The organism is Methylobacterium ajmalii, from assembly GCF_016613415.1.
Lineage (GTDB): Bacteria > Pseudomonadota > Alphaproteobacteria > Rhizobiales > Beijerinckiaceae > Methylobacterium > Methylobacterium ajmalii.
The window spans coordinates 37,822-64,010 of record NZ_JACWCT010000058.1; the positions used below are offsets into that span (position 1 = coordinate 37,822).

General features: G+C 66.6%; 20 protein-coding genes and 2 pseudogenes. 10 read left to right on the forward strand and 12 right to left on the reverse strand.

The genetic code is table 11. The features are described 5' to 3' along the window. Positions 1–2: 2 nt before the first annotated feature. From HPY23_RS10525 to HPY23_RS10540, 4 genes and pseudogenes are all read right to left on the reverse strand, one after another. On the reverse strand, positions 3–1,622 hold the full coding sequence (locus HPY23_RS10525) for a sensor domain-containing diguanylate cyclase (protein ID WP_091883616.1): 1,620 nt from the start codon (positions 1,620–1,622) through the stop codon (positions 3–5). Further along, entirely contained in the window at positions 1,619–2,668 is a 1,050-nt protein-coding gene (locus tag HPY23_RS10530) for an HD-GYP domain-containing protein (protein WP_060846790.1), read from the reverse strand. The genes HPY23_RS10525 and HPY23_RS10530 overlap by 4 nt, the downstream gene beginning before the upstream one ends. 21 nt (positions 2,669–2,689) lie before the next feature. After that, the gene (locus tag HPY23_RS10535) at positions 2,690–3,238 is read right to left on the reverse strand and encodes a protein phosphatase CheZ (RefSeq protein WP_060846789.1); all 549 of its coding nucleotides are present in this window, start codon (positions 3,236–3,238) and stop codon (positions 2,690–2,692) included. A 210-nt stretch (positions 3,239–3,448) separates the two neighbouring features. Next, positions 3,449–3,673 (reverse strand): annotated as a pseudogene (locus tag HPY23_RS10540) (hypothetical protein); the annotation flags it as partial. A gap of 109 nt (positions 3,674–3,782) precedes the next feature. Between HPY23_RS10540 and HPY23_RS32960 the strand changes: the two are divergent. Beyond that, positions 3,783–4,154 (forward strand): annotated as a pseudogene (locus HPY23_RS32960) (IS21 family transposase); the annotation flags it as partial. A 57-nt stretch (positions 4,155–4,211) separates the two neighbouring features. Here HPY23_RS32960 and HPY23_RS10545 read toward each other — a convergent pair. After that, positions 4,212–4,994, reverse strand: a complete 783-nt coding sequence (locus HPY23_RS10545; RefSeq protein ID WP_060846787.1) for an FCD domain-containing protein — start codon at positions 4,992–4,994, stop codon at positions 4,212–4,214. Between the two features lie 312 nt (positions 4,995–5,306). Between HPY23_RS10545 and HPY23_RS10550 the strand changes: the two genes are divergently transcribed. The 7 genes from HPY23_RS10550 (at position 5,307) to HPY23_RS10580 (ending at position 14,755) form a co-directional block, all read left to right on the forward strand. Continuing rightward, positions 5,307–6,953: an L-lactate permease gene (locus HPY23_RS10550; RefSeq protein ID WP_091883615.1), complete on the forward strand. Its 1,647-nt coding sequence runs from the start codon at positions 5,307–5,309 to the stop codon at positions 6,951–6,953. A gap of 117 nt (positions 6,954–7,070) precedes the next feature. Next, positions 7,071–8,222 (forward strand): alpha-hydroxy acid oxidase, encoded by a 1,152-nt coding sequence (locus HPY23_RS10555; RefSeq protein ID WP_091883614.1) that lies wholly within the window; start codon positions 7,071–7,073, stop codon positions 8,220–8,222. Between the two features lie 226 nt (positions 8,223–8,448). Continuing rightward, the gene (locus tag HPY23_RS33760) at positions 8,449–9,762 is read left to right on the forward strand and encodes a diguanylate cyclase domain-containing protein (protein ID WP_280142895.1); all 1,314 of its coding nucleotides are present in this window, start codon (positions 8,449–8,451) and stop codon (positions 9,760–9,762) included. A gap of 298 nt (positions 9,763–10,060) precedes the next feature. Then, positions 10,061–11,440, forward strand: a complete 1,380-nt coding sequence (locus tag HPY23_RS10565) for an ABC transporter substrate-binding protein (protein ID WP_060846783.1) — start codon at positions 10,061–10,063, stop codon at positions 11,438–11,440. Positions 11,441–11,836: 396 nt separating this feature from the next. Then, on the forward strand, positions 11,837–12,706 hold the full coding sequence (locus HPY23_RS10570) for a carbohydrate ABC transporter permease (RefSeq protein WP_091883612.1): 870 nt from the start codon (positions 11,837–11,839) through the stop codon (positions 12,704–12,706). Beyond that, entirely contained in the window at positions 12,703–13,608 is a 906-nt protein-coding gene (locus HPY23_RS10575) for a carbohydrate ABC transporter permease (RefSeq protein ID WP_236012835.1), read from the forward strand. The genes HPY23_RS10570 and HPY23_RS10575 overlap by 4 nt, the downstream gene beginning before the upstream one ends. Before the next feature lie 184 nt (positions 13,609–13,792). After that, positions 13,793–14,755: a hypothetical protein gene (locus tag HPY23_RS10580; RefSeq protein WP_139234896.1), complete on the forward strand. Its 963-nt coding sequence runs from the start codon at positions 13,793–13,795 to the stop codon at positions 14,753–14,755. 25 nt (positions 14,756–14,780) lie between these two features. Here HPY23_RS10580 and HPY23_RS10585 read toward each other — a convergent pair whose 3' ends face one another. The 7 genes from HPY23_RS10585 to HPY23_RS10615 all read right to left on the reverse strand — a co-directional run bounded on the left by HPY23_RS10585 (position 14,781) and on the right by HPY23_RS10615 (position 22,946). After that, the gene (locus HPY23_RS10585) at positions 14,781–16,037 is read right to left on the reverse strand and encodes a three-Cys-motif partner protein TcmP (RefSeq protein WP_091883713.1); all 1,257 of its coding nucleotides are present in this window, start codon (positions 16,035–16,037) and stop codon (positions 14,781–14,783) included. Positions 16,038–16,074: 37 nt separating this feature from the next. After that, positions 16,075–16,842: a DUF5131 family protein gene (locus HPY23_RS10590; protein WP_091883610.1), complete on the reverse strand. Its 768-nt coding sequence runs from the start codon at positions 16,840–16,842 to the stop codon at positions 16,075–16,077. A gap of 301 nt (positions 16,843–17,143) precedes the next feature. Further along, on the reverse strand, positions 17,144–18,190 hold the full coding sequence (locus HPY23_RS10595) for an ABC transporter ATP-binding protein (protein ID WP_091883609.1): 1,047 nt from the start codon (positions 18,188–18,190) through the stop codon (positions 17,144–17,146). Then, positions 18,187–19,170 carry an ABC transporter ATP-binding protein gene (locus HPY23_RS10600; RefSeq protein WP_091883710.1) on the reverse strand — a complete coding sequence of 328 codons (984 nt, stop codon included), beginning with the start codon at positions 19,168–19,170 and terminating at the stop codon, positions 18,187–18,189. The genes HPY23_RS10595 and HPY23_RS10600 overlap by 4 nt, the downstream gene beginning before the upstream one ends. 5 nt (positions 19,171–19,175) lie before the next feature. Continuing rightward, the gene (locus HPY23_RS10605; protein ID WP_091883607.1) at positions 19,176–20,120 is read right to left on the reverse strand and encodes an ABC transporter permease; all 945 of its coding nucleotides are present in this window, start codon (positions 20,118–20,120) and stop codon (positions 19,176–19,178) included. A gap of 15 nt (positions 20,121–20,135) precedes the next feature. Next, positions 20,136–21,116, reverse strand: a complete 981-nt coding sequence (locus HPY23_RS10610) for an ABC transporter permease (RefSeq protein ID WP_060846779.1) — start codon at positions 21,114–21,116, stop codon at positions 20,136–20,138. A gap of 219 nt (positions 21,117–21,335) precedes the next feature. Then, a complete protein-coding gene (locus HPY23_RS10615; RefSeq protein ID WP_091883606.1) occupies positions 21,336–22,946 on the reverse strand; it encodes an ABC transporter substrate-binding protein in 1,611 nt (536 codons plus the stop codon). Between the two features lie 291 nt (positions 22,947–23,237). Here HPY23_RS10615 and HPY23_RS10620 point away from each other — a divergent pair, with 291 nt between their 5' ends. Together HPY23_RS10620 and HPY23_RS10625 are read left to right on the forward strand one after the other, a co-directional pair. Then, positions 23,238–24,407 (forward strand): M20 aminoacylase family protein, encoded by a 1,170-nt coding sequence (locus HPY23_RS10620; protein ID WP_060846777.1) that lies wholly within the window; start codon positions 23,238–23,240, stop codon positions 24,405–24,407. Between the two features lie 201 nt (positions 24,408–24,608). Beyond that, the gene (locus HPY23_RS10625; RefSeq protein WP_060846776.1) at positions 24,609–26,180 is read left to right on the forward strand and encodes a hypothetical protein; all 1,572 of its coding nucleotides are present in this window, start codon (positions 24,609–24,611) and stop codon (positions 26,178–26,180) included. Positions 26,181–26,189: the final 9 nt, after the last annotated feature.

The window sequence follows — 26,189 nt, forward strand, 5'->3', positions numbered from 1 at the left end:
CTTCAGGATGCGAGGGGGAAGGGGAGGGGGCCGCCGGGCTGCCGGCCGGCCGCGCCGCAATGCGCCGGGGCGGCTTCGTCGCTCGCCGGGTGCATCCAGCTCGCGATCTCGCCCGGCACGGCGTCGTCCGCCATCAGCGCGTAGCATGTGCGGTCGCGCCCGGCGGCCTTGGCCTCGTAGAGGGCGGCGTCGGCGAGGCGCAACAGCTCGGCCGCCTCCCCGCCGGCGCGCGGCATCCCGAAGGCCAGGCCGATGCTGACGGTGATCCGGCCGACCGGGCCGTCCCGCGCCTCCACGAGGAGGCAGCCGACGGCTTCATGCACGTTCTCGGCGACGCGGGCGGCGCCCTCGGCGTCGGTGTCCGGCAGGAGGACGGCGAATTCCTCGCCGCCGAGACGCGCCACGAGGTCGCCCGGCCGGCGCGCGCTCGCCGACAGGGCGCCGGCGAGCGCCACCAGCACCCGGTCGCCGCCCTCGTGCCCGTGGCGGTCGTTGAACCGCTTGAAGTGGTCGGCATCGACGACGAGGAGGCCCAACGGCGAGGAGCGGCGGCGCGCCTCCGCGAAGGCGCGCTCGAACGTCTCGTCGAAGGCGCGGCGGTTGGGCAGGCCGGTGAGGGGATCGGTGCGCGAGAGCAGCGCCAGCTCGGCCTCGGCGGCATTGCGCCGGCGCAGCTCGCCCGCGACCAGGACCGACAGCCCGACCGCGAGGGCGCACAGGGCGAGGACGACGAGGCCGATCCCGATCGCCTTTGTGCGCCAACCGGCCTCGATCTCCCGGGTCGAGAGCGCGACGCTGAGGTAGAGCGGCAGGGAGCCGACGCGGGTGAAGGTGTAGAACCGCTCCACGCCGTCGCTCGGCGTGACCCCGACGAAGCTGCCCGTGCCCTCGCGCAGGAAGCGCTGGACGTTGGGCGAGGAGGCAAAGTTCGGGGCGAGCTCCTCGTTGGGCTCGGGGTGGCGCACGATCCGGGTGCCGTCGGCGAGGAACAGCGCGATCGTGCTCCCGGGCCCGAGCCGGATCCGCTCGAACATCCGGTCGAAGTAGGACAGCGACAGGCTGCCGAGCACGATCCCGTTGAACGAGCCGTCCGCCATGGCGACGCGGCGGCTGAGCACGATCACCGGCTTGCCGGCGAGATGCGAGATCACCGGCCGGCTGATGTGGAGCCCGAGGTCGGGATCGGCCTTGTGCGCCTTGAAATACTCGCGGTCGGCGTTGTTGAGGCGCCGCGCCGGCCAGCCGGCGGCGTCGTAGATCGCGTTGCCGTGCTCGTCGAGGACGAGCATCACGCCGAGGTCCTTGGCGTTGACGGCCCGGTCGAACAGGACGCGCTGGCGGAAGTGGGGCTTCACCTCCTCGAGATCGTAGATCTGGAGGTTCTCGATCACGCCCTGGAGGGCGAGATCGATGATCTCGACGTTGCGGTCGACGTCGCGCTCGATCACCTGGAGCAGGTTCCAGGAGGTCCGGGCGGCCTTGTCCCAGGCGTCCCGGCGCATGTCGGCCAGCATCGCCCCGCACACCGCCACCATGCCGAGGGGAGCCACGACCCCGAGGGCGGCCCAGGTCCGGGCCGAGCGCAGGCCGCGCGGCAGGAGGGAGATCAGGCGCACGCTCATGCGTCGGCGGGGAAGTGCGGGGTGAAGGCCGCGGCGATCGGCCGGAAGGCGGCGACGACCGCGGGATCGAGGCGGCCCGTCATGCCCTCCAGGATCGCCATCGCCTCCTCGCCGGGCAGCGGCGGCTTGTAGGGGCGCTGCTCGATCAGGGCGGCGTAGATGTCGCAGACCGTGACGAGGCGTACGAGGTCGGGGATGTCGTCCTCCCGGCATCCGTCGGGGTAGCCCGATCCATCGAGCATCTCGTGGTGGGAGCGCACGACCGCGAGCATCTCGGGCTCGAAGCCCTGGCCGGCGAGCATGCGGTAGCCCTTGTCGGGGTGCTGGCGCACGATCGCCATCTCGTTCGCGTCGAGGCGGCCCGGCTTGTTGAGGATCGCCGAGGGGACGTGGATCTTGCCGACGTCGTGCAGGAGCGCGGCCTTGGTGAGGCGGTGGCACTCGCGCTCGCCGAGCCCGAGGCTGCGGGCGAAGGCGGCGGCGAGCCCGGTGACCAGCAGGCAGTGCTGGTGGGTGGCGTCGTCGAAGCGGCGCACCGCCCGGACCCAGTCGCGGATGCCGGTGTCGCGGACCGCCTGGGCGATGAAGTCGGTCCCGGTCTCGACGACGCGGGTAGTGACGGGGCCGTCGGGCACGAACACCGAGCCGAAGAACTGGCGCGCCTCCTCGCTGGCGCGCAGGGTGCAGGGGTCGAGCACGACGGGGTGGGGAATTCCGGCGGCGGCACGGACCCGTGCGGGGTCGAAGGGCGCGCAGAGGGTCTCGGAGGCGCCGAGCGCCACGCCGAACAGCCGCGCGCGCGCCGAATTCTGGCGCAGCAGGACGACGAGGGGGGCGCCGTGGCGGGCGACCGCCAGGATGCGGCGCAGGCGGTCGAGCGCCTCGGCGCTGTGGTCCTCGACGTCCGCGAGGAGGGCCGAGGCCGGGCCGGCCGGGGCGTCGTCGTCGTAGAGGTCGCGGATCTCGCAAGCCGTGCCCTCGCCGAGGTCGCGGGCGAGCCCGCGGCTGCGGCCGGGATCGTCCGAGATCATCAGGATCCGGTGCATGGTCGGGCCCCGGCGGGAGGATCAGGCGAACAGGGCGTCGACGGCGTCCTGCGAGACGGCCGCGACGTCGGGCAGGGCGGGGCCGTTGAGGAGGGCGTCCTCGCCGCGGCGGCGGTCGCTGCGGGCTGCCGCGGGGGCGGCGCCGGCACCCCAGACGCGGAGCATCTCGGCGACCCGGTCCTCGATGAAGGCGATGGTGCGCACGACCTTCGAGATGCGCTGGCCGGTCAGGTCCTGGAAGTTGCAGGCGACGAAGACGGTCTGCATCTGGGCCTGGATGGCGGCGGCATGGCCGCGCGTCGCCTCGTCGGCGGCACCGCGGACGATCCGGCCGGCGAGGTCGTCCACGGTCTCGGAGGCGCCCAGGATGGTGTTGGTGGCCCGCTCGGTGCCCTGGACGACGGCCTGGAGCTCGTCGCGGGCGCGCCCGGCATCCTGCTCCTGGCGCAGCCCGGCGATCTCTTCGCGGGTGCGCACGATCGCGTCGGAGATCGTCACCAGGTGACGCTGCAGCAGGGCCGTCTGCTCCTCGACGAGGACGGGAGCGGGAGCGGGTGAAATGCAGTCCATGGCGCCGTTCGCTTGCTGATCCCTATGCCGGCAGCATGCATAATCCAGGATCGCTAGGCGAGTCGGGCCCTGTCGACATTGGTCGTTAGAATTAATCGAAGATTTATGTTATGACTTCCGTCATAAGACGTTACGGAGGGGAGCGGAACAAGACGGAAACTTCGCCACGACGACCGGCTGCACCAGCGTCATGGTGGCTTGATCATTCGTCTACGATCGTTCGCCGGATCGACCGGGTACGACCCGGTCCCGGGCCGCCCGGACGGTGGTGGGGAAGCGGGCGACCTCGGCGGTCAGGTGCTCGGACTGGCGCGACAGCTCCGAGGAGGCCGACAGGACCTGGGACGCCGCCGCGCCGGTCTCCTCGGCCCGGCCGGCCACGCCCGCGATGGTCGTCGTCACCTCGCCCGCCCCGGTCGCCGCCCCCGGCTTGTTATCAGGCGAGGGATAAGGACCCCGTTTCCGGGGTGATCGGTGTCCAAACGAGCCCCCAGGATACGTCATCCAGACGCCTCCCATACTCGAAACGGAAGGCTCGCGGAGGATGTTGGTCGCGAAGATCCGCCGCGCGTACTTCGTGCAGCATAAGCCGATCAAGCAGATCTGCCGGGAGCTGAAACTCTCCCGCAAGGTCGTCAGGAAGGGGGCCCGCCCGGAGACAACCATCTTCCGCTACACCCGCAGCGTCCAGCCTGCGCCCGAGCTCGGGTCCTGGCGCGACGAGCTCGACCGCATGCTGGCGGCCCATGCCGGGAAGCCGGCGCGGGATCGGCTGACGCTGACCCGGATCTTCGAAGCGCTGCGGGGACTCGGCTACGAGGGCGGCTATGATGCCGTCCGTCGCTACGCCAAGACGCGGAAGCGCCAGCAGGCCGGCGTGACGGCTCCCGCCTTCGTGCCGCTCGCCTGTGTCCCCGTGCTCGCCCGCAAGCCCGGCGCGCTGCGCAACGGCGCCCCGTTCAAGGACTGGGTCCTACCGCTCGCCCTTGCGCCGCACCGAGACGCTGCCGCCGTTGAGCCGGCGCAGCGAGACCTGGAGCCGGGCCTCCGCGGCCTTGATCTCGGTGAGGGCCTGGTGGGTGTAGTGGATATGCGCCTCGGCGGCCTCGCCCGCCGCTTCGACGTCGCCCGCCATCACGCTCTCGTAGATCGCCCGGTGCTGGGCGCGCAGGCGGTCGCGGGTCTCCGGGCGGGCAAACAGCTTCTCGCGGTTCTCGATCACGCCCTGGCGCAGCATCCCCGACAGGGCCCGCATCGTGTGCAGCACCACGAGGTTGTGGCTCGCCTCGTAGACCGCGACGTGGAGGTCCACGTCGGCCTCGGCCTCCTCCCGGTGCACGCCCTCCTCGTGGGCGCGGTCGATCCGCGCCATGCAGGCGGTGAGCCGGTCGCGGTCGACCGCGTTGGCCCTTGCGGCGGCGAGCCGGGCCGCCATCCGCTCCGTCGTCGCCCGGAACTCCAGGTAGTCGTCCACCACCTCGGCGTGGGAGGCGATGAGCGCGATCAGCGGATCGGTGATCTCCCGGCCGAGGGGCGCCACCGCGCGCCCACCCCCCGAGGCGACCAGCAGGCCCTCCTCCTCCAGGATCTTCATCCCCTGGCGCAGGGTGGGGCGCGACACGTTCAGGCGCAGCGCCAAGTCGCGCTCGGGGAGCAGCAGGTCGCCGGGGCTGAGCGAGCCTTCGAGGATGAGGTCCTTGAGGTGGCGGGCCGTCCCCTCGGCCACGCTCGCGCCCTTGATCGGGTCCTGCTCCATCCCGCGCTCCGCCGACCACCGTCACCCTGACCGGCACTATAATGCGGGAAATCGCGATTTCCAATTGACCGGGTTGGTAAAATCATTTTACCTTTCCCATGCCTCTGGTTCAAGTCGGTCATCGAGGTCGCGCGGTCCCGTCGGCCGGTGCGCCCGCTCACGCCCCCGCACCCGGTGCGGGACGGCGATGGCGGCCGCGCGGATCGAAGGCAGCCGCATCCGCAAGAGAGAGGTCCGAAGGACCCGCACGCGCCCGCAACGGGCGAGACGGTCCGAGAGGACGAGAGAGTCGAAGAGGGGAGGATCCACAAGGTGAGCTGGAATCAAGTCTACGATCCGTTGTCGAACAGCGTCTGGTCGACGGCGCTCGCCGCCCTGCCGATCGTCGTGCTGCTGGGCGGCATCGGCTTCCTGCACCTCAAGGCCCATGTCGCGGCGCTGGCCGGCCTCGCCGTCGCCCTGGCGGTCGCGGTGCTCGGCTTCGGCATGCCGGCCCCGATGGCCGGCGCCACCGCGGTCTACGGCGCCGCCTTCGGCCTCCTGCCGATCGGCTGGATCATCCTCAACGTCATCTTCCTCTACCGGCTCACCGAGAAGACCGGGCAGTTCGACGTCCTGCGCGACTCGATCGCCGGCATCACCCCGGACCGGCGGCTCCAGCTCCTGTTCATCGCCTTCTCGTTCGGCGCCTTCTTCGAGGGTGCGGCGGGCTTCGGCACGCCGGTGGCGGTCACCGCCGCGATGCTGATGGGCCTGGGCTTCTCGCCGCTCGCCTCCGCGGGCCTCTCGCTCATCGCCAACACCGCGCCGGTCGCCTACGGGGCGCTCGGCGCCCCCGTCATCGCGCTCTCGGCGGTGACCGGGCTCGACCTCATCGAGCTCTCGGCGATGATCGGCCGCCAGCTGCCGTTCTTCTCGGTCCTGGTGCCGTTCTGGCTGATCTGGGCCTTTGCCGGCCGCAAGGGCATGTGGGAGGTCTGGCCCGCGCTCCTCGTCGCCGGCCTGTCCTTCGCGGTGCCGCAATACCTGGTCTCGAACTTCCACGGCCCCTGGCTCGTCGACGTGGTGGCCGCGCTCTGCTCGATGGCGGCGCTCGCGGGCTTCCTGCGGGTCTGGCGCCCGGCCAGAATCTGGACCTCGACCGGGGACGACGGCGCGCAGGCGCCGGTGGCGGAGCCGAAGACCCACACCACCCGGGCGGTCCTGCGCGCCTGGACGCCCTGGATGATCCTGTCGGTGTTCGTCTTCGCCTGGGGCACGCCGCAATTCCGCGCCTGGCTCGACTCGCTCTGGGTCTGGAAGCTGCCGGTGCCCGCCCTGCACAACCTGGTGGTGAAGATGCCGCCGGTCGTCGCCAAGCCCACCATGGAGGCCGCGGTCTACACCCTCAACCTGCTCTCGGCGACCGGGACCGGCATCCTGCTCGCGGGCCTCGTCGGCGGGCTGATCCTCGGCTTCTCCCCGCTGCGGCTGGTACGGGAATACGGCCGCACCACCTATCTGGTGCGCTACTCCCTCCTCACCATCGCCGCGATGCTGGCGCTCGGCTACGTCACCAAGTACTCGGGCACCGACGCGACGCTCGGCCTCGCCTTCGCGCAGACCGGCTGGATCTACCCGTTCTTCGGCGCGATGCTGGGCTGGCTCGGCGTGGCCCTGACCGGATCGGACACCGCCTCGAACGTGCTGTTCGGCGGCCTGCAGAAGATCACCGCCGAGCAGCTCGGCCTCTCGCCGACCCTGATGGCCGCCTCCAACTCCTCGGGCGGCGTGATGGGCAAGATGATCGACGCCCAGTCGATCGTCGTCGCCTCCACGGCCACGCAATGGTACGGCGGCGAGGCCAAGATCCTGCGCTACGTGTTCTTCCACTCGGTCGCGCTAGCCTGCCTCGTCGGCCTCCTGGTGATGCTCCAGGCCTACGTGCCGCCCTTCACCGCGCTCGTGCCGGCGCACTGATCCTCCGACCGGGCCGGGGGCTGCGCCCCCCGGCCCCCGTCCTTCCCTCTGCCTGGCCGCGCGGTTCCCCGCGCCCGCGGGATCGCCCCCCGGGAAAGCCTTGATGCGAGAGCCCCGATGCGCCTGAGCGACTGCCACAGCTTCCACGACTTCCGCCGCATGGCGAAACGCCGCCTGCCCGGCCCGATCTTCAACTACATCGACGGCGGCGCCGACGACGAGGTCACCTACCGGCGCAACACCGCCGCCTTCGAGGCCTGCGACCTCGTTCCCAACGTCCTGCGCGGCGTCACCGACGTCGACATGTCGGTGACGGTGATGGGCCAGCGCCTCGCCATGCCGGTCTACTGCTCGCCCACCGCCCTGCAGCGGCTCTTCCACCACCAGGGTGAACGCGCCGTGGCGGCGGCGGCCGGCAAGTTCGGCACGATGTTCGGGGTCTCCTCGCTCGGCACCGTCAGCCTGGAGGAGGCGCGCCGGATCAGCAGCGGTCCCCAGGTCTACCAGTTCTACTTCCACAAGGACCGCGGCCTGAACCGCGAGATGATGGCCCGCGCCAAGCAGGCCGGCATCGAGGTGATGATGCTGACCGTCGACAGCATCACCGGCGGCAACCGCGAGCGCGACAAGCGCACCGGCTTCGCGATTCCGTTCCGGCTCACCCTCGGCGGCATGGCGCAGTTCGCGATGAAGCCGGCCTGGGGCATCAACTACGTCACCCACGAGCGCTTCCGGCTGCCGCAGCTCGAGAACCACATCGCCATGGATGGCGGCGCCCTCTCGATCAGCCGCTACTTTACCGAGATGCTCGATCCGGGCATGACCTGGGACGACGTGGCCGAGATGGTGCGCGACTGGGGCGGCCAGTTCTGCCTCAAGGGTGTGATGTCGGTGGAGGACGCCAAGCGCGCGGTGGCGATCGGCTGCACCGGCATCGTGCTGTCGAACCACGGCGGGCGCCAGCTCGACGGCTCGCGCAGCGCCTTCGACCAGCTCGCCGAGATCGTCGATGCCGTCGGCGACAAGATCGACGTGATCATGGATGGCGGGGTGCAGCGCGGCACTCACGTGCTCAAGGCCCTGGCGCTCGGCGCCAAGGCGGTGGGCCTGGGCCGCTACTACCTCTTCCCGCTCGCGGCCGCGGGCCAGCCAGGCGTCGAGCGGGCGCTGGAGCTGATGCGGATCGAGATCGAGCGCGACATGAAGCTGATGGGCTGCACCAGGATCGACCAGCTCACCCGCGACAGCCTGCGCTTCACCCGCGGCTGAGGCGAAGCGCCGTCGATCCTGGCCGCGGCGGCGACCATGTTCGCCGCCGGTCCTTCGACGAACGGAGCTTGACCGGTGAATTCCGGCCGATCAATCATGTCTTAAGTCATGGCCATTACGTCCGGTCAGACTGTTCGGCATGTGACATCCGCCTGCAATGCACGCGAGCAACGGGTTGTACGACGCAACCGACCTTTGTTCGTCCCTCGCTCCGGGGGCGGACACCGTGGTCGCGTTCCTCGATCGCGTCCGCGAGGCCTTCGCCGTGCGCGCCGTCCTGCTGCTCGGTCCGGAGGGCGGGGCGCCCGCCTGGGCGAGCGGCGGCGCGACGCCCGACGCCGCGGCGGCCGCCCTGTGCCGGGCGGTCTCCGGCGAGGGCCTGCGCGTCGTCCCCGACCTCGCCGCCCCGCGCTGGCGCACCCACCCGGCGGTCGCCGGCGCGCCGGGCTGGCGCTTCGTCGCGACCCAGGCGCTCGGGTCCGGACCGGGCCTCCTCGCCCTCCTCGATGCCCGGCCCCGCCGCCTGACGCGGGTGCAGGAGCGGCGCCTCGCCGACTTCTCCGTCGCCGCCGAGAGCCTCGGCCGCCTCGCCCGGGCGGGGGAGGGCCTGGCGCAGGCCCTGGCCGCGCAGGGGCGGGCGCTCGCCCACAGCCGCAAGATCTTCGACCGCGCCGCGACCGCCGCGCGGATCGGCGTGTGGGAATGCGCCCTGCCGGACGAGACCCTGACCTGGACCGATCAGGTCTACGCGATGTTCGACCTGCCGCGCGACGCGCCCCTCGACCGCGACCGGATCGTCGCCTGCTACGCGCCGGACTCCCGGGCCGCGCTCGCAGAGGCCCGCGGGCGGGCCATCGCCGAGCGCGGCGGCTTCACCCTCGACGCCGAGATCGTCACCGGCCAGGGCCGCCGCCGCTGGATCCGCATCAACGCGGTGGTCGAGTGCGAGGGCGCCGACCCGGTGCGGATCTTCGGGATGAAGCAGGACATCACGGAAGAGAAGCTCCTCGCCGACCGGACCCGCTACCTCGCCGAGTTCGACGCCATGACGGGCCTTGCCAACCGGGCGACGTTCCAGGCCCGCCTCGCCGCGCTCGACGAGGCCCCGGGGCGCTCCCCCTTCGGCGCCCTGCTGCTGATCGACCTCGACGGCTTCAAGCCGGTCAACGACACGCTCGGCCATCCGGCCGGGGATGCCTGCCTCGTCGAGGTCGCGGGCCGCCTGCGCGGGTCGTGCCGCGACGGCGACCTCGTCGCCCGGATCGGCGGCGACGAGTTCGCGGTCCTCCTCGCCACGACCGCGCCCGGCATCGCCGAGGAGGTCGCCGCCCGCCTCGTCGCCGCGCTCGGGCAGCCGGTGGCCTGGGCCGGCCGGACCTTCAGCATCGGCGCCTCGATCGGCATCGCCCGCGCCGACGGCCGCTCCTCCGCCGAGCTCTACGCGGCGGCGGACGCCGCGCTCTACGCCGCCAAGGCCGAGGGGAGGGCGCGCTTCCGCGTGGCGGCGGGCCCGGCGGCCCTGTCCGCCCGGACGCCGTGACGCCCGGTCCGCCGCGTCCGACGTCGTCGATTTCCTGTTAGCGCCAGCGTAACGTCTCGAACCCGGGGCGCGTCGGTGCAGGAACGCCGTGTATTGCGGCGGGGCACGGCCGCGCCGTTGCGTGCGGAGTGTGTCGACTGGTGGAATAATCCTGCGAGTCATGCTCCGTCGCGCGCCATATAATTTCGCTTGATCCGGACCGTCATTGACTTTCGCCGAATTGCCTCGGCCCGCGGGGCGTGCTGATATGCGGCATAAGCCGCCCGACCAACGGGGCGGCGTTGGGAGGAATCGATCGATGAAGCGAGTGATCGCGGGAGCGTTGTCGCTGGGCGCCCTCGTTATGGCAGCGCTGCCGGCCGTGGCGCAGGACAACAAGACGCTCACCGTCTGGTTCAGCAAGGGCTTCTATCGGTCCGAGGACGAGTCGCTCTGGGCGACGATCAAGAAGTTCGAGCAGAAGACCGGGATCAAGGTCGAGCTGTCGCAATACGCGATCCAGGACATGATCCCCAAGACCGTGGCGGCGCTCGATTCCGGCTCGCCGCCGGATGTCGGCTATTCCGACACCTACAACAACCAGGCCGCCGGCAAGTGGGCCTATGAGGGCAAGCTCGAGGACCTGACCGACGTCCTCCAGCCGATGATGTCGCGCTTCGCGCCCCAGACCGTCGAGCACGTGCTGCTCATGAACGGCCAGACCGGCAAGAAGGCCTATTACGGCTTCCCGCTCAAGCGCCAGACGCTCCACACCGAGATCTGGGGCGACATGCTGGAGAAGGCCGGCTTCAAGCAGGCCGACATCCCGCAGAAGTGGTCCGATTACTGGGCGTTCTGGTGCGACAAGGTCCAGCCCGGCTACCGCAAGGCCTCGGGCACCCGCACCTACGGCATCGGCGCGCCGATGGGGGTCGAATCCACCGACAGCTTCCAGTCCTTCTACGCCTTCATGGACGCCTACGACGCCAAGCTGGTCGACGCCGACGGCAAGCTGACCGTCGACGACCCGAAGACCCGCGAGGGCGTGGTCAAGGCGCTCAAGGACTACACCGATCCCTACGTCAAGGGCTGCGTGCCGCCGTCGGCCACGACCTGGAAGGACCCCGACAACAACGTCGCGTTCCACAACCGCACCACGGTGATGACGCACAACTTCACCATCTCGATCGCCGCCAAGTGGTACGAGGACAGCGTCAACCCGAACAACACGCCCGAGCAGCGCGAGGCCTCGAAGAAGGCCTACGAGGAGACCATCATCACCGCGCCGTTCCCGAACCGGCCGGACGGCAAGCCGATGACCTACCGCGCCGACGTCAAGCAGGGCGTGGTCTTCTCGGGCGCCAAGAACAAGGCGGCGGCCAAGGAGTTCGTGAAGTTCATCATGGAGGAGGACAACCTCCGTCCCTACGTCGAGGGCGCGATCGGCCGCTGGTTCCCGGTCACCACCGCCTCGATCGAGAGCCCGTTCTGGCAGGCCGACAAGCACCGCAAGGCGGTCTACAACCAGTTCAAGTCCGGCACCGAGCCGTTCGACTACGTGAAGAACTACAAGTTCACGCTGGTCAACAACGAGAACGTCTTCGCCAAGGCGATGAACCGGGTGGTGAGCGAGAAGGTCCCGGTCGAGAAGGCCGCCGACGAGATGCTGGCCCGCATCAAGCAGATCGCCGGGCAGTAAGACGTAAGGGCTGTCCGGGACGAGGAAAAGCGCGGGAATACTCCTCTCCCCGCGGGCGGGGAGAGGGCCGAGCCCTCGTTCAGAGGGCGCGGCAAGCCCGAAGGGCGAGGGTGAGGGGGTCTCGACGGATAAGGCTCCTCCGGAAACACCCCCTCACCCTCGCTTCGGCTGCGCCTCCGCTAGCCGTGTTCCCTGAACGGGAACACGGCCCTCTCCCCGCCCGCGGGGAGAGGGGAGACCGGTGCTCTTCTTTTTACAGACGGCCCGACGGAACAACAGGAGAGGCACACGTGCCTCCACCCACACCATCCAGAGCGGGGTCCGATCGCGTGGCGCTCGGGGCCCGCTCTCGGTTTTCGCGTACCCCCCATCCCGGCCTCATCGAGGAGACCGACCATGTCCGCAACGGTCGCTGAGGCAGCGCCGGTCGCCGCGGCCCAGCCCTTCCGCCTGACCTCGTGGCAGGCCTGGGGGCTGATCCTGATCGCGCCCTACCTGCTGATCTTCATCTTCTTCGTCATCTACCCGATCGGCTACGGCCTGTGGCTGGCGCGCAGCCCCGCGAGCTACGTGCACCTGGCCGAAGACCCGATCTTCGCCCGCGCGGTCGTCAACACGCTGGTGTTCCTCATCGTCGGCATCAACGTGAAGATGGCGATCGCGCTCGTGCTGTCGGGCTTCTTCACCAACGAGCGGAAGTGGATCCGCTGGCTGTCGGTGCTGTTCATCCTGCCCTGGGCGGTGCCGTCGATCCCCACCATCCTGTCCGTGCGGTTCATGCTGAACCCCGAATGGGGCGTGGTGAACTCGCTGATCTTCCGGCTCACCGGCGACGACGGCCCGAACTGGCTCAACGACCCGTCGCTGGCGCTCACGCTCGCCATCGGCGTCCATATCTGGAAGTCGCTGCCGTTCTGGACGCTGATCCTGCTCGCCGGCCGTCTCGCCATCTCGGCGGACCTCTACGAGGCGGCCTCCGTCGACGGCGCCACCAAGTGGCAGAAGTTCCTGCACGTCACCTGGCCGTCGATGCGGACGCTCTACGTGACCTGCACCATCCTGTCGATGATCTGGACGCTGGGCGACTTCAACTCGGTCTACCTGCTCACCGGCGGCGGTCCCGCCGATCTCACCCACGTGCTGGCGACCCTCGGCATCCGGTATCTCCGCCTCGATCAGGTCGACGCCTCGATGGCGGCGGTGGTCTGCGCGATGCCCTTCGTGCTGCCGCTGGTCTACGTGCTGATGAAGAGGCTCTCGAAATGAGCACGACCCTGACAGCCCGCGCGACGCCGTCCGCCGAGGAGCGCTCCGCCGCCCGCACCAACTGGCTCAAGGCGGCCGGCACGGAGGCCAAGCTCCTCCTCATCGGCATCCCGGTCCTGCTCTGGACCGTGATCCCGATCTACCACCTCGTCCTGTTCGCGATCTCGCCCAAGCAGGACGCGATGTCGGGGGCGCTGTTCCCGGCCCACCCGACGCTGCAGAACTTCAAGATCGTGTTCGGGCAGCAGCACTACTTCCTGTCGAACTTCTGGCAGCAATTCTGGAACTCGGCCGTCATCGCCTTCGCGACCGGCGTGCTGACGCTGGTTGTTGCCACCGCGGCGGCCTTCGCGATCAGCCGCCTGAAGGTGAAGGGCGGCCGGACCGTGATGAACATGGCGCTCTTCACCTACTTCATCCCGGCCGCGTTCCTGGCCGTGCCGATGTACAAGACGATGGGGGCGTACGGGCTGCTCAACAGCAAGTGGGCCCTGATCCTCGCGATGGTGACGATCGCCAGCCCCTACGCGATCTGGGTGCTGAAGCAGGCCTCCGACAAGCTGCCGGTGGAACTGGACGAAGCCGCGATCATGGACGGCGCCTCGCCGCCCCAGCTCTTCCGCTTCGTCTACCTGCCGCTGATGGTCCCGTCGCTGGTCGCGATCGGCGTCTACGCGCTGCTGCTCGCCTGGAACGAGTACCTGTTCGCCTTCCTGCTCCTCTCCCGCGACACCGACGTGACCCTGCCGGTGGCGCTGGGGAGCTTCCTGGCGGCGGACGACTCGCCGTGGGAGCTGCTGATGACCACCGGGTTGATCTATGCGATGCCGCCGGCCGCGATCTATTACGTGTTCAAGCGGTATATGGTGGGCGGGTTGACGGCTGGGGCGGTGAAGAGCTGACGGTTGGCGGCTGCGCCGCCTTACATTTGGTGCCGGCCACGAACGGTGTGTTCGTGGCCAATCCCCATTCCCGCCGCGTCGCATCATGGATAATCACATACAAGCTAATGAAATATATTTTATACTAAATTGATGTTTGTTTCTTCGTCGGTGCTGTTGCTGACCAGCAGATATAGGTGACAGAATGTATATTAAAGATAATCTGCAGATAATCAATAATACCGACTCTCCTAGTGGGCTTCTCGCAATGTTAGCAACATCTATTGCAAATAAATTGATGGGAGCCGGATTTCCTCATGGAGTTCGAGGCAAAGAACTCTTTTTATGTGCAGATTTTAGCGGAACCCATCGCGAATCTTTATATACAACTTATGCATTTATGTTGCTAGATTTAGATAGAAATGATTGGTGGTTCGCCGCCCAACGTGCTTTTAGATCTGAAGCGCTAAAAAATAAAAGGCGCATGTCATTCAAAGCTCTAAATGATAAGGCCAAGAGGCGGGCGCTTTTGCCATTTTTGCTTATGGCGGATGAGATAGAGGGAGCTTTAGTAGTCGTCGGGATTGAAAAATCTCACGGAAGTATTTTCTCTCCTCACAATAGTGATAATTATCGAAAGCTTACGAGCGCGTGGAAGCCTGTCGTTCACGAACATCTGATGCGAGTGACATATTTAAGCGCGCTTTGCACAGCGTTGATGTCTGTTCCAAAGCAAAATTTAATATGGATTTGTGACCAAGACGATGTAGCATCAAACGACAATCAAATCATCGCTTTAACAAACCTCTTTGCTGCTGTTTCGTCGCACATGATGTCTTATAACCTTGGAGGACTGCGTTTAGGATGTGTAAAATCTGACAACGGATCTCTCCAAATTGAGGATTTAGTGGCTATTCCGGATCTGGCTGCCGGTGCGGCATGCGAGCTCTTGTCAGGTTTCACGCGCCAAAACATTTTTCCAGTGACCGGCTTGTACAACCGCATGCCAATAGGACTCAGTCCAAAAGCCCACCGCCTTGCCGGGTGGCTCTCTGTGTCAGATCGCCCGTTGAAGCGATTTGTAGTAGCAATTAGGAATGACGAAGGCGGAGCATCCAAAGTAGCTTCTTTGAAAATATCTGAAATACCCGATTTGCTTATTAGATAAATATCTTGACGTAATAGACAGAAAATCACCTTACTATTTTGTGTAAGGATGCTGAAAAATGAAAAAGGGAGCGTTGTGGTTTTAATTTGATTGTATCTCTGATGTTAATAGTGTTGCCCTTTCGACGACGGCCCCCATCTTGAGTATGAATCTCAAGTTCGCTGTTTTCGATCATTGCGGAGTGAATGTCGTCTTTGTGAGCGGGCGTGATGTTATAAGTTGCCTCGTAAAAATCAGAGACTCTCATTGCGTTTCCAAAATTTGAAATGAATTGGGGTATGTCATTGATAAGTTGCTCCTGTGCATATCTGCGATTTTCGTCCTCAAATAAATAGAGCAAATCTTGTTCGTTTGATGGATCGTAACTCAGCATATTGAGGCCGGACCTTCCAAAGTGGGCTTGAGTGCCATTGCCATGCAATACATCGTTATAAACTTGGCGAGCTCGATAGTTATTGGCGAGATGGATTAGCCAATAGCGCCAACCATCTGGGTTTCTAATCGAAAACGGGCTTACAAATCGCGCCGTGATTTTAAATGAATTAAATACTAACCGCTCGGCCATGCCAAGGAACATATTGTTGCTCATAATATCATCGTTATTTCTTAAATCAGCTGATGATATGCCTAATGTTCTGACTTGTGCCTCCAGCAGGTTTGGATCTGTTCTGCTGAGGAAGGTCATCAAACTTTGTATTGAGAATGTATGAAATATTTCAGTAGATGGCGTTGTTTTCATTATCTCGCTAAGCGTCAGATTGTCCACCGCAGCGTAGCCACACTGATCTAAATTAAATATGACGCTCTTATATCTGCCTTTCAAAATCAAATTCCTGATCTCGGGATAAGAAGAAGCAAATATGTCGTTTAAATATATAACATTTAGATTGAGACTCGGACATGCCTCCTTGGAATTTAACAAAATAGCCTCAACGTGAGACTTTAGGAGATTTGTCACATCAGTTTTGGCATCATTTAAAATCAATAAGCACTCAATTTCCAAAACAGAATTTAAGCCTTGATCCGCTCTTCGAGCATTGACGGCGTTTGCTGCGCGCTGTAGTTCTTCAATAAAAATGATCGGAGATCCCGGGGTGTTGCATATATAGCGACCCCCACCCGAAAATCCATCAACAACTGCAAGGCGAAACTTCGGTTGTATAGGTCTCGCGCATTTTACCATCACATATTGATAAAAATATTCCCGTAATATCTTATGCTTGCGTCGAGTGTGATCATCGAGATGCGCGCCCGCAATCCAGTCATAAGATTTGCTTACCACGAAATCGCCCCGCTAAGCCGGGCAGAGGGTCAGAATGTCAAAACGTCGGCATTTCGTTCCATATGCGGCCGCGATATTCGCGTCCGTTTTCCTTTTTTGATCGACGCTTATTGTCCCTGCCCCAAGTGCCCCACTGTTTGAAAAAAAACGCACAACCATAAACTGAGCATTGGTTGTAGATTTCGTCAATCCACATTTCGCGAATGGGACGCGCCGATTTCCCACTTTCACCGCCAACGATAGCCCACTGGATGCCGGCGAGACTAGTTGCCCCGACAGGGCCAATCAGGGGTTCAAAGGATACAAAACGAATGCTAGCGGGTACCTTTCGAAGATGATCTATGCGATCTACAACGTCTGCGTTCTCAACGCTTGTTCCCAGCCAAACATTCGGAAGAATGTATCCGATATTTTTGTCAATAAAATCAGCCATGCGCGCAGGGCGCTTAGTCAGAATCTGATAATTATGATGGGATGTTTGGCGCATCACATCCCATATTCTTACTATAAAATCGTCGCTAACGCCCTCGTGAAATAAATCGCTCATCGAATTGACAAATATCTTCCGCGGTTTTTTCCAGCCGAAAGGTATTTTAAGCGAATCTAGATCCTCCCGAACCACGCCATTCCATACTGTACGCTGTCCGCTGCGCCGAGTTAATCCTTGATATTTGACTACGCTCATCGCCTCAAGGCGACGCGCCATCTCCATTGCGTAGCAATTAGTGCAGCCAGCGGTAACGATTGTGCAGCCGGCGACCGGATTCCAGGTGGCGTCCGTCCATTCAATCTGTGTCTCGGCCATAGCGCCCTCCCGACCTGCCGCCCGTGGAAATGCAGGACGAGCTGCTACTACCCTTCTCCGACACCCCTCTGGGTGCATGTCCAGCAGGCGCGTTGTAGCTCATCTCTTTTGTACCACAAGCCGAGGCAATTTGACCGGCCGTTTTTGGAGAGCCGCTTGTAATCAGACATGGTTGAATACAAATTCGTTTAATTTTAAAATTAAGCGCCGCACGTGCTGCCCACGCAATGTAGTTTGGGCTGTCGAGTCGCTGTCCTCGAGACATGCCGCGATCTTCTTCTTGAGACCGCGGCGCACCTCATTACGCCACAGCCGCCACACCCCCCGGCATCAACCGCCCCTCCTCAACCGCATGACACGCCACCCCATCCCGGAACGCCGGCACCTCCGCCTTGCACCGGTCATTCGCGAACGGGCAACGCGGATGGAAAGTACACCCTGACGGCGGGTTGATCGGGTTCGGGATCTCGCCCTGCACCGGCACGCGCTGGCGGCCAACATGGGCGAGGTCGGGGACCGCATCGAGGAGCATGCGGGTGTAGGGGTGCTTCGGGGCGGTGAAGAGCTCGCGGCCGCCGCCGATCTCGACGATGCGGCCGAGATACATCACGCCGATGCGGTTCGCCATGTGGCGCACCACGGCGAGGTTGTGGCTGATGAACAGGTAGGTCAGGCCGAGCCGGTCCTGGAGGTCGCGCATCAGGTTCAGGATCTGGGCCTGGACCGAGACGTCGAGGGCCGAGGTCGGCTCGTCGGCGACCAGGAACTCGGCCTCGGAGGCGAGCGCCCGGGCGATGGCGATGCGCTGGCGCTGGCCGCCCGAGAAGGCGTGGGGGTAGCGCTTGCCGTCGTCGGGGTGCAGGCCGACCAGGGTCAGCAACTCGCCGACGCGGGCCTGGATCTCGCGCTCGCCCGACAGGAGCCCGAAGGCGCGGATCGGCTCGGAGACGATCCGGTCGACCCGCCAGCGCGGGTTCATCGAGGCGTAGGGGTCCTGAAAAATCATCTGGATGCGCCGGCGCAGCTGCCGCCGCTCGGCGGCCTGGCGCGGGTCGGTCATCGAGATGCCGGCAATCGTCACCTCGCCGTCGGAGGGCGGCATCAGGCCGACCACCATGCGGGCGACCGTCGACTTGCCGGAGCCGGATTCGCCGACGATCGCCAGGGTCTCGCCCTTGGCGACCGAGAACGAGACGTGGTCGACGGCGCGCAGGTACTGGCGCGGCTGGCGCTCGATCACCCGGTTGAGCCAGGGGCGCGAGACGTCGAACAGGCGGCGCAGGTCGCGGACCTGCACGTAGTCGGGCTGGGGCGTGATCACGGGCTTCAAGGCGATGTGGGGCTTCATGCGGCGGCCTGTCCGGTCGCGTCGTAGAGGTGGCAGGCGACCCGGTGCGAGCCGACCGTCAGGGGCTCGGGCCGGTCCACCGTGCAGCGGGCAAACACCTTCGGGCAGCGCGGGTTGAAGGCGCAGCCGGGCGGGATCGCCGAGAGCCGCGGCATCGCGCCGGGGATCTGGGCCAGGCGGTCGGCCTCGTGCGACAGCGACGGAATCGCCCCCATCAGGCCCTTGGCGTAGGGGTGGAGCGGATCGCCCACCACCGCGGCTACCGGGCCGATCTCGGCGACGCGGCCGGCATACATCACCGCGACGCGGTCGGCGGCCTCGGCGATCACCCCCATGTCGTGGGTGATCAGCATCACGGCGGTGCCGTGGTCGCGCCCGAGGCGCTTCAAGAGCGTGATGATCTGGGCCTGGACCGAGACGTCGAGCGCCGTGGTCGGCTCATCCGCGATGATCAGCTCCGGCTCGGCGGCGAGCGCCAGCGCGATGACGACGCGCTGGCGCATGCCGCCGGAGAATTCGTGCGGGAAGCCGTCGATCCGCCGCTCCGGCGCCGGGATGCCGACCTCGGCCAGAAGGTCGATCGCCCGCTGGCGGGCGGCTCGTGCCGACAGGTCGGTATGGGTGCGGATCGTCTCCTCGATCTGCCGGCCGACCCGGTAGAGCGGGTTGAGGCTGGTCAGCGGGTCCTGGAAGATCATGCCGATGCGCTTGCCGCGCACCTTGCGCATCGCGTCCGGGGGCAAGTTGTCGATGCGCTCGCCGTTGAGGCGGATCTCGCCGCCGGCGATGCGGCCGGGCGGGTCGATCAGGCCGATCACCGCCGAGCCGGTCACCGACTTGCCGGCGCCGGACTCGCCGACGACGCCGAGCACCTCGCCGCGGTTGATCTCGAAGGAGACGCCGTCGAGAGCGGTCAGCACGCCGCGGCGGGTGGCGAACTCGACCCGCAGGTCGCGCACCGAGAGGACGGGTTGGGTCATGTCGGTCATTGCAGCTTGGGGTTCAGGGCGTCGCGCAGCCAGTCGCCGAGCAGGTTGATCGCCAGCACCAGGCCGGCCAGCGCCAGGCCCGGAAAGGCGACGATCCACCACTCGCCCGAGAACAGGAAGCGGTTGCCGGTGCGGATCAGCGTGCCCAGCGACGGCATCGTCTCCGGCAGGCCGGTGCCGAGGAAGGACAGCGTCGCCTCGGTGATGATGGCGAGCGCCAGGTTGATGGTGGCGATGACGAAGACCGGGCCGGTGACGTTCGGCAGGATGTGGCGGGTGAGGATCACCGGCGCCGACAGGCCGATGAGCCGGCCGGCCTGGACGTAATCCTTGTTCTTCTCGACCATCACCGAGCCGCGCACGGTGCGGGCGTACTGCACCCAGAACGACAGGCCGATCGCCACGACGATCAGGGCGATCTGCGCCTCCGCATCCATGTGGCCGCCGGCCACCGCCTTGGCGACGCCGTCGACGATGAGCGCGATCAGGATCGCCGGGAAGGTCAGCTGCACGTCGGCGACGCGCATGATGATGGTGTCGACCCAGCCGCCGGCATAGCCGGCGATGAGGCCCAGCCCGATGCCGATGAAGCCCGAGAGCAGCACGCCGAGCACCCCGACGAGGAGCGACAGGCGCATGCCGTAGAACACCGCCGAGAGCACGTCGCGGCCCTGGTCGTCGGTGCCGATCAGGAACGGCGCCTGGCCGTCGGCGTACCAGAGCGGCGGCAGGCTGGCGTTCATCAGCTCGAGCTGCGCCGGGTCGTAGGGGTTCTGCGGCGAGATGAGGGGGGCCAGCAGCGCCAGCGCGATGAACAGCACCGTCGCCACGAAGGCCGCGATGGCGAGCTTCGAGCGCTTGAAGTTGGCAAACAGGTCGGAATCGAGGAAGCGCGCGAGGCGCGACGGGGGCGCTGCGGCGGGAAAGGCGGGGGAGGCCATGACTCTCAAAAATCCTCAGGCCGCCCGCCGCACCGAGAGGCGCAGGCGCGGATCGACGATGGTGTAGAGGAGATCGACCACGAGGTTGATCGTCACGAAGATGAGGGCGACGAGCAGCAGGTAGGCGGCCATGATCGGCACGTCGACGTTCTGCACCGCCTGCACGAACAGCAGGCCCATGCCCGGCCACTGGAAGACCGTCTCGGTGATGATCGAGAAGGCGATGATCGAGCCGAGCTGGAGGCCGGCCACCGTGATGACCGGGACGAGCGTATTCTTGAGCGCGTGGCCGAAATGGATGGAGCGGGTGGTGAGGCCCCGCGCCCGGGCGAAGCGGATGTAGTCGGTGCGCAAAACCTCCAGCATCTCGGCCCGGACGAGGCGCATGATCAGCGTCATCTGGAACAGCCCGAGTGTGATCGAGGGCAGGATCAGCGCCCGCCAGCCCGAGGCGGTGAGGAAGCCGGTGGTCCACCAGCCGAGCCGCACCGTGTCGCCCCGCCCGTAGGAGGGCAGCCAGCCGAGCGTGACCGAGAACAGGAAGATGAGCAGGATGCCGATCAGGAAGGTCGGCAGCGAGACGCCGACGAGGGAGATCGCCTGGACGAGCTTGGCGCCGACGCTGTCGCGGCGGAGCGCCGAGTAGACCCCCATCAGGATGCCGGCGGTGAGCGCGAACAGGGTGGCGCAGAGCGCGAGCTCGAGGGTGGCGGGCATGCGCTCGGCGAGCAGCGTCGAGACCGGCTGGCGGAACTGGTACGAGTTGCCGAACTGGCCGCGCACGGCGTTGCCGGCGTAGCGGGCGAACTGCACCAGCACCGGATCGTCGAGGCCGAGGCTCTGGCGGATCTGCAGCCGCTCGGCATAGGGCGTATCGGGTGCCACGAGCTGGTTCACCGGATCGCCGGCGAACCGGAACATCGCGAAGGCGATCAGCCCGACCGCCAGCAGCACCCCGACGGATTGCAGCAGGCGGCGGAGAATGAAGGCGAGCATGAGGGGGTTTCTTGGGTTCTGGTGTGGTCCGAGGATTCCCTCGGGCTGAAGTTTGAAAAATAGAGCGCTTTCCCCTCCCCCTTGTGGGGAGGGGTCAGGGGTGGGGGTCGTGCCGCGTAGAGCTGGGCGGTGCCTCCAGCACCACCCCCACCCCTAGCCCCTCCCCACAAGGGGGAGGGGAAGTGCTCGTCCTTACAGGGGATTGGCTCTCAAAGCGCCTTATTGCTCCTTCGACACCCAGTACAGCATCATCTGGTTGTCGGCGCGGGGCACGAGCTTGACCTTCTTCGACACGCCCCAGGCCAGCGCCTGCTGGTGGAGCGGGATGTAGCCCCAGTCGTTCATGACGATCTCGTAGGCCTGCTTGATCAGCAGGTTGCGGGCCTCCTGGTCGGTCTCGCGCTCGATCTTGTCGGCCAACGCATCGACCTTCGGGTTGCAGTAGTTCCCGAGGTTGGTGGTGCCGCGCGGCGAGGCCTTGTCGGTGCGGCAGCCGGCGATCTCGAACAGGATGTTGTGCGAGTCCATCGACGACGGCGTCCACCCCAGCATGTAGAACGAGGTGTCGAAGGCGGGCTTCAGGATCTTGGCGAAGTACTTCGCCTTGGGCTGGGCGATCAGGTTCACCTTGACGCCGACGCGGGCGAGCATCGAGGTCACGGCCTGGCAGATCGCCTCGTCGTTGACGTAGCGGTCGTTCGGGCAGTCGAGGGGCACCTCGAAGCCGTTCGGGTAGCCGGCCTCCGCCAGGAGCGCCTTCGCCTTGTTCGGGTCGTAGGCCGGGCGTTTGAACTCGCCGGCGAGCGGGAAGAGCGGCGGGGCGATCAGCAGGGCGGCCGCGGTGGCCTGGCCGCGCATGACGCGCTTGACGATCGCGTCCTCGTCGATGGCGCGGAAGAACGCCTCGCGCACCCGCACGTCCTTGAACGGGTTCTTGCCCTTCACGTTGGAGCCGCGCAGCTCGTCGCTGGTCTGGTCCATGCCGAGGTAGATCGTGCGCAGCTCGGGCGCGTTCACCACCACCGCGTTGGGGCTGGAGCTGACCCGGCTCTGGTCCTGGAGCGGCACCGGATCGACCCAGTCGACCTCGCCCGAGATCAGCGCGGCGACGCGGGTGGCGTCGTTGCTGATGGTGGTGAAGATCGCGTCGTCGAGATTCGACTCGACCTTGCCCCAGTAGCCGTCGAACTTCTTGAACACCGTGCGCACGCCGGGCTGGTGCTCGGTGATGGTGAACGGGCCCGTGCCGTTCTCATGCAAAGCCGCGTAGCTCGGGGCCGAGGCCGCGACCGGGGTGGGCTTCAGCGCATCGTGCTTCTCGGCCCAGGTCTTCGACATGATGTACCAGCCGCCGAACTGGTACAGGGCGATGGGGTTGGGGTTCTTCAGCACCATGTCGACGGTGTGATCGTCCACCTTCACGAAGGTGGCGTCCGCCGGCACGTTGGTCTGGAAGTTGGAGCCCGGCGCCCGCACGCGCTCGGCGGAGAAGATCACGTCGTCGGCGGTGAAGGGCGAGCCGTCGTGGAACTTGACGTTCTTGCGCAGCTTGAAGCGGTAGCGGGTCGGCTCCGGGGTCTCCCAGGATTCGGCGAGGCCCGGGACCAGCTTCAGGTCCTTGTCGCGGGTGACGAGGGACTCGTAGACCGCGCCGTGCGCCGCGATCGTGAACGTCTCCTTCAGGGTGTACGGGTCGAGGGACTTGAGGTCGCCCTGGAAGGCGAACCGGAAGGTGTTGGCGGCCGAGGCCGGCGCGGCACCGGCGACCGCCATCAGGGCGGTGGCGGCGGTCAGGCAGGCCAGCAGCGGACGGGACTTCACGAACGACATCGACGGGCACACTCCGCGGGGGACGCTGAAGCTCTTACTAGAGCCTTCCGGCGCCGCGCGCGACGCCGGATTGATGAAAAATGATGCATCGTCCCCGGTTCGTCTCGCAGGACGTCCCGCGGGGCCGGCGCGATCGCGCAGCTCTAACAAATCTCGGGCCAACCGGGCGAGGCCATGCGCCGGGCGCCGGGCCCGCGCCGTTCGCGAATGGCCGGAGGGAGTTGACCGCGCGCCGCTCTGCCTGTTGCATCCTGCGCGTCCGTTTCCGCCCCCACACGAGCGTATCGTCACATGCCCGTCATCAACCGCGTCGCCGCCCTCACCGACGAGATCACGGCCTGGCGCCGCGACTTCCACCAGCATCCCGAACTGCTGTTCGCCCTCGACCGCACCTCCGGCCTGGTGGCCGAGCGGCTGCGGGCCTTCGGCTGCGACGAGGTGGTGACGGGCCTGGGCAAGACCGGCGTCGTCGGCGTCATCCGCGGGCGCAGCGGCGGCTCGGGCAAGGTGGTGGCCCTGCGCGCCGACATGGACGCCCTGCCGATCGAGGAGACGAGCGGCGTTCCCCATCGCTCGACGGTGCCGGGCAAGATGCACGCCTGCGGGCACGACGGCCACACCGCGATGCTGCTCGGGGCCGCCAAGTACCTCGCCGAGACCCGCAACTTCGACGGTACCGCGGTGGTGATCTTCCAGCCGGCGGAAGAAGGCGGCGGCGGCGCCGACGAGATGCTGAAGGATGGCCTGATGGAGCGCTTCGGCATCCAGGAGGTCTACGGCCTGCACAACATGCCGGGCCTGCCGCTGGGCCACTTCGCGATCCGCCCGGGCGCGATCATGGCGGCGGCCGACCGGATCACCATCACGGTGCGCGGCAAGGGCGGCCACGCGGCGGCGCCCCACAACTGCATCGACCCGGTGCTGGTCGCCTCCCACATCGTCACGGCGCTGCAATCGATCGCCTCGCGCACCGTCGACCCGGTGGAATCGGCGGTGATCTCGATCACGCAGGTCAAGGCGGGCGACGCCTTCAACGTGATCCCGGAGACCGCGATCCTCAACGGCACGGTGCGCACGCTCTCGGAATCGGTCCGCGACCTGTGCGAGGCGCGCATCGGCCAGGTGGCCTCGAACATCGCCGCCGCCTTCGGCGCCACCGCGAGCGCCGATTACGGCCGCGGCTACCCGGTGACCGTCAACGACGGGGAGCGCGCCGGCTTCATGGCCGACATCGCCGCCGAGGTCTCGGGGGAGAACGCGGTGGAGCGGGCGGTCGCCCCGATGATGGGCGCGGAGGACTTTTCCTACATGCTGAACGCCCGGCCCGGCGCCTACATCTTCCTCGGCACCGGCCCGGGTGCCGGCCTGCACCACCCGGCCTACGACTTCAACGACCAGGCGACGCCCTACGGCGTCTCGCTGTTCGCCCGGATGATCGAGCGGGCGATGCCGGCGGCGTGAGGGGCAGCCGCCGACCGCCGTACCTCTTACCCGCGCCGATCCCGGACGCCCGCCGATCGTCGCGGGGCGTCGCGACGCGGCGGCTCACGCCGGCCGCGCCTGACGGTCGACGCCGTCCCGGCTCGTCCCAGTGCCGTCCGATGACGTATGGCCCGAGGCCGGACATTGCGACGCTGCCGTCGCGATGAGGAAACTTCTGCCATGTCCCGCGCGATCCTGATCCTCGCCCTCGCCGTCCTGCTCGGCGCGTCGCCCGCGCTCGCCCGTGAGGCCGGCCGCCTCGACGAGCTCGAGGTCGGCGGCCCGGTCCAGGCGCGCGACGGACTCACCGTCGGCGGCGGCGCCGGCGGCGCGCCGATCCGGCTCCTGCCCTCGACCGGGACGCCGGCGTTCCTCGACGCGCACGCGCCCTCCAACGCCCCGCAGTCGGACGGCATCTACATCACGCCCTCGGGCCCCTTCGTGGATTACTGCTCCGTCGGCGGCTGCCTCGATGGTCCGCACCTGCGGGCCCACATGCTCATCAACACGACGACGAAGGCCGGGCCGGACGCGCAGGAGAACGCGCTCGCCATCAACTTCACATCGAAGACCGGGTCATACAAGCGGTGGGCGGCGAAGACCGCGTTCGCGACCGGCGACTACGTCAAGGTCTTCGGATCGGTCTGCAGCGCCCCCAACGGCGGCGTGCTCCAGACGGACCTTCCAGACTGCATCTACGAGGTGATCTCCGGCGGAACCTCCGGCAGCCGGGGCCCGACCGGCAACACCGCCTCCTACCAGGACGGCTCGGTCCGGTGGCGGTTCTTCAGCCCCGGGATCAACGACGGCAAGACCGCGCTCAACGTCGCCTGCACCGCCGAGGCGGGATCGGGCCAGGTCTGGTGCACCAACTTCAACTTCTCGGTCCGCTACAAGGGGGCCGGTACCGCCTGGGGCGAGGAGAAGGACTGCAACAACGCCAACGAGGACTCGAACGCCGGGACGCGGTTCTTCATGGCCTGCACGTTCTACGGCGGCGGGGCGGCGGGCACGTTTCCGTTCCTGGCCTACCAGTTCGTCGGATCGGGGGCTGTCAACGCCGGCGGGCCCGCGCCCTACGGGGCCCACAGCTTCATCCACATCGCCGGGGAGCCGTCCGATGTCGGGTCCGTCATCAAGGATCACGTCCTGCTGGACGCCGGCCATTCCGGGTCGACGATTCGGGCCCTCGCCGGCCGCCGGCACGAGGGCGGCTTCCTCGTCGACGAGAGCGACAGCCGCGTGATCCTCAAGGGGAGCGGCCGCCACGCCGGCGGCGGCATCGACTTCAAGCAGGCGACGTTCCCCAACGGGACGGCCATCGCCGTGCCGACCAGCTCGTTCGTGGAATGGGACGGCGGCAGCTATGTCGGCCGCAACGGCGCGGTCGGCGCCTTCACGATCGGCCGCAGCACCAGCGGCACGGCCTATGGTGCCGCGATCTGGGACAATGCCGATCTGAGCTACGGCAACCACCTCTGGTCCAGGGGCAGCGCTCCGGCTCTGGCGTCCTGCGCCTCGGGCAGCCTCGCGGCGGGGGCGACCGACGACCACGGCGTGGTGTCGCTTCCCGCCGGCTCGAAAGGCTGCCGGATCGCCTTCGCCGCCGCGCGCGCCCAGAAGCCGGCTTGCACCTTCTGGATGACGAGCGGGCAGGTGCCGTCGGGATCCGTCACGCCGACGGCCGTGACGCTGGCCTACGCCCCGGTGCCCGCCGGCACCGAGATCCATTACCAGTGCATGGGCCGCTGACCGGGGCGG

What these genes read in the sequence shown, in the direction of transcription:
- HPY23_RS10620 (WP_060846777.1), top strand. Translation starts at nt 23,238, where the DNA reads ATGCCCGTCATCAACCGCGTCGCCGCCCTCACCGACGAGATCACGGCC.
- HPY23_RS10625 (WP_060846776.1), top strand. Translation starts at nt 24,609, where the DNA reads ATGTCCCGCGCGATCCTGATCCTCGCCCTCGCCGTCCTGCTCGGCGCG.
- HPY23_RS10570 (WP_091883612.1), top strand. Translation starts at nt 11,837, where the DNA reads ATGTCCGCAACGGTCGCTGAGGCAGCGCCGGTCGCCGCGGCCCAGCCC.
- HPY23_RS10555 (WP_091883614.1), top strand. Translation starts at nt 7,071, where the DNA reads ATGCGCCTGAGCGACTGCCACAGCTTCCACGACTTCCGCCGCATGGCG.
- HPY23_RS10535 (WP_060846789.1), bottom strand. Translation starts at nt 3,238, where the DNA reads ATGGACTGCATTTCACCCGCTCCCGCTCCCGTCCTCGTCGAGGAGCAG.
- HPY23_RS10615 (WP_091883606.1), bottom strand. Translation starts at nt 22,946, where the DNA reads ATGTCGTTCGTGAAGTCCCGTCCGCTGCTGGCCTGCCTGACCGCCGCC.
- HPY23_RS10605 (WP_091883607.1), bottom strand. Translation starts at nt 20,120, where the DNA reads ATGGCCTCCCCCGCCTTTCCCGCCGCAGCGCCCCCGTCGCGCCTCGCG.
- HPY23_RS10595 (WP_091883609.1), bottom strand. Translation starts at nt 18,190, where the DNA reads ATGAAGCCCCACATCGCCTTGAAGCCCGTGATCACGCCCCAGCCCGAC.
- HPY23_RS10600 (WP_091883710.1), bottom strand. Translation starts at nt 19,170, where the DNA reads ATGACCCAACCCGTCCTCTCGGTGCGCGACCTGCGGGTCGAGTTCGCC.
- HPY23_RS10590 (WP_091883610.1), bottom strand. Translation starts at nt 16,842, where the DNA reads ATGGCCGAGACACAGATTGAATGGACGGACGCCACCTGGAATCCGGTC.
- HPY23_RS10525 (WP_091883616.1), bottom strand. Translation starts at nt 1,622, where the DNA reads ATGAGCGTGCGCCTGATCTCCCTCCTGCCGCGCGGCCTGCGCTCGGCC.
- HPY23_RS10580 (WP_139234896.1), top strand. Translation starts at nt 13,793, where the DNA reads ATGTATATTAAAGATAATCTGCAGATAATCAATAATACCGACTCTCCT.
- HPY23_RS10545 (WP_060846787.1), bottom strand. Translation starts at nt 4,994, where the DNA reads ATGGAGCAGGACCCGATCAAGGGCGCGAGCGTGGCCGAGGGGACGGCC.
- HPY23_RS10565 (WP_060846783.1), top strand. Translation starts at nt 10,061, where the DNA reads ATGAAGCGAGTGATCGCGGGAGCGTTGTCGCTGGGCGCCCTCGTTATG.
- HPY23_RS10610 (WP_060846779.1), bottom strand. Translation starts at nt 21,116, where the DNA reads ATGCTCGCCTTCATTCTCCGCCGCCTGCTGCAATCCGTCGGGGTGCTG.
- HPY23_RS10530 (WP_060846790.1), bottom strand. Translation starts at nt 2,668, where the DNA reads ATGCACCGGATCCTGATGATCTCGGACGATCCCGGCCGCAGCCGCGGG.
- HPY23_RS10575 (WP_236012835.1), top strand. Translation starts at nt 12,703, where the DNA reads ATGAGCACGACCCTGACAGCCCGCGCGACGCCGTCCGCCGAGGAGCGC.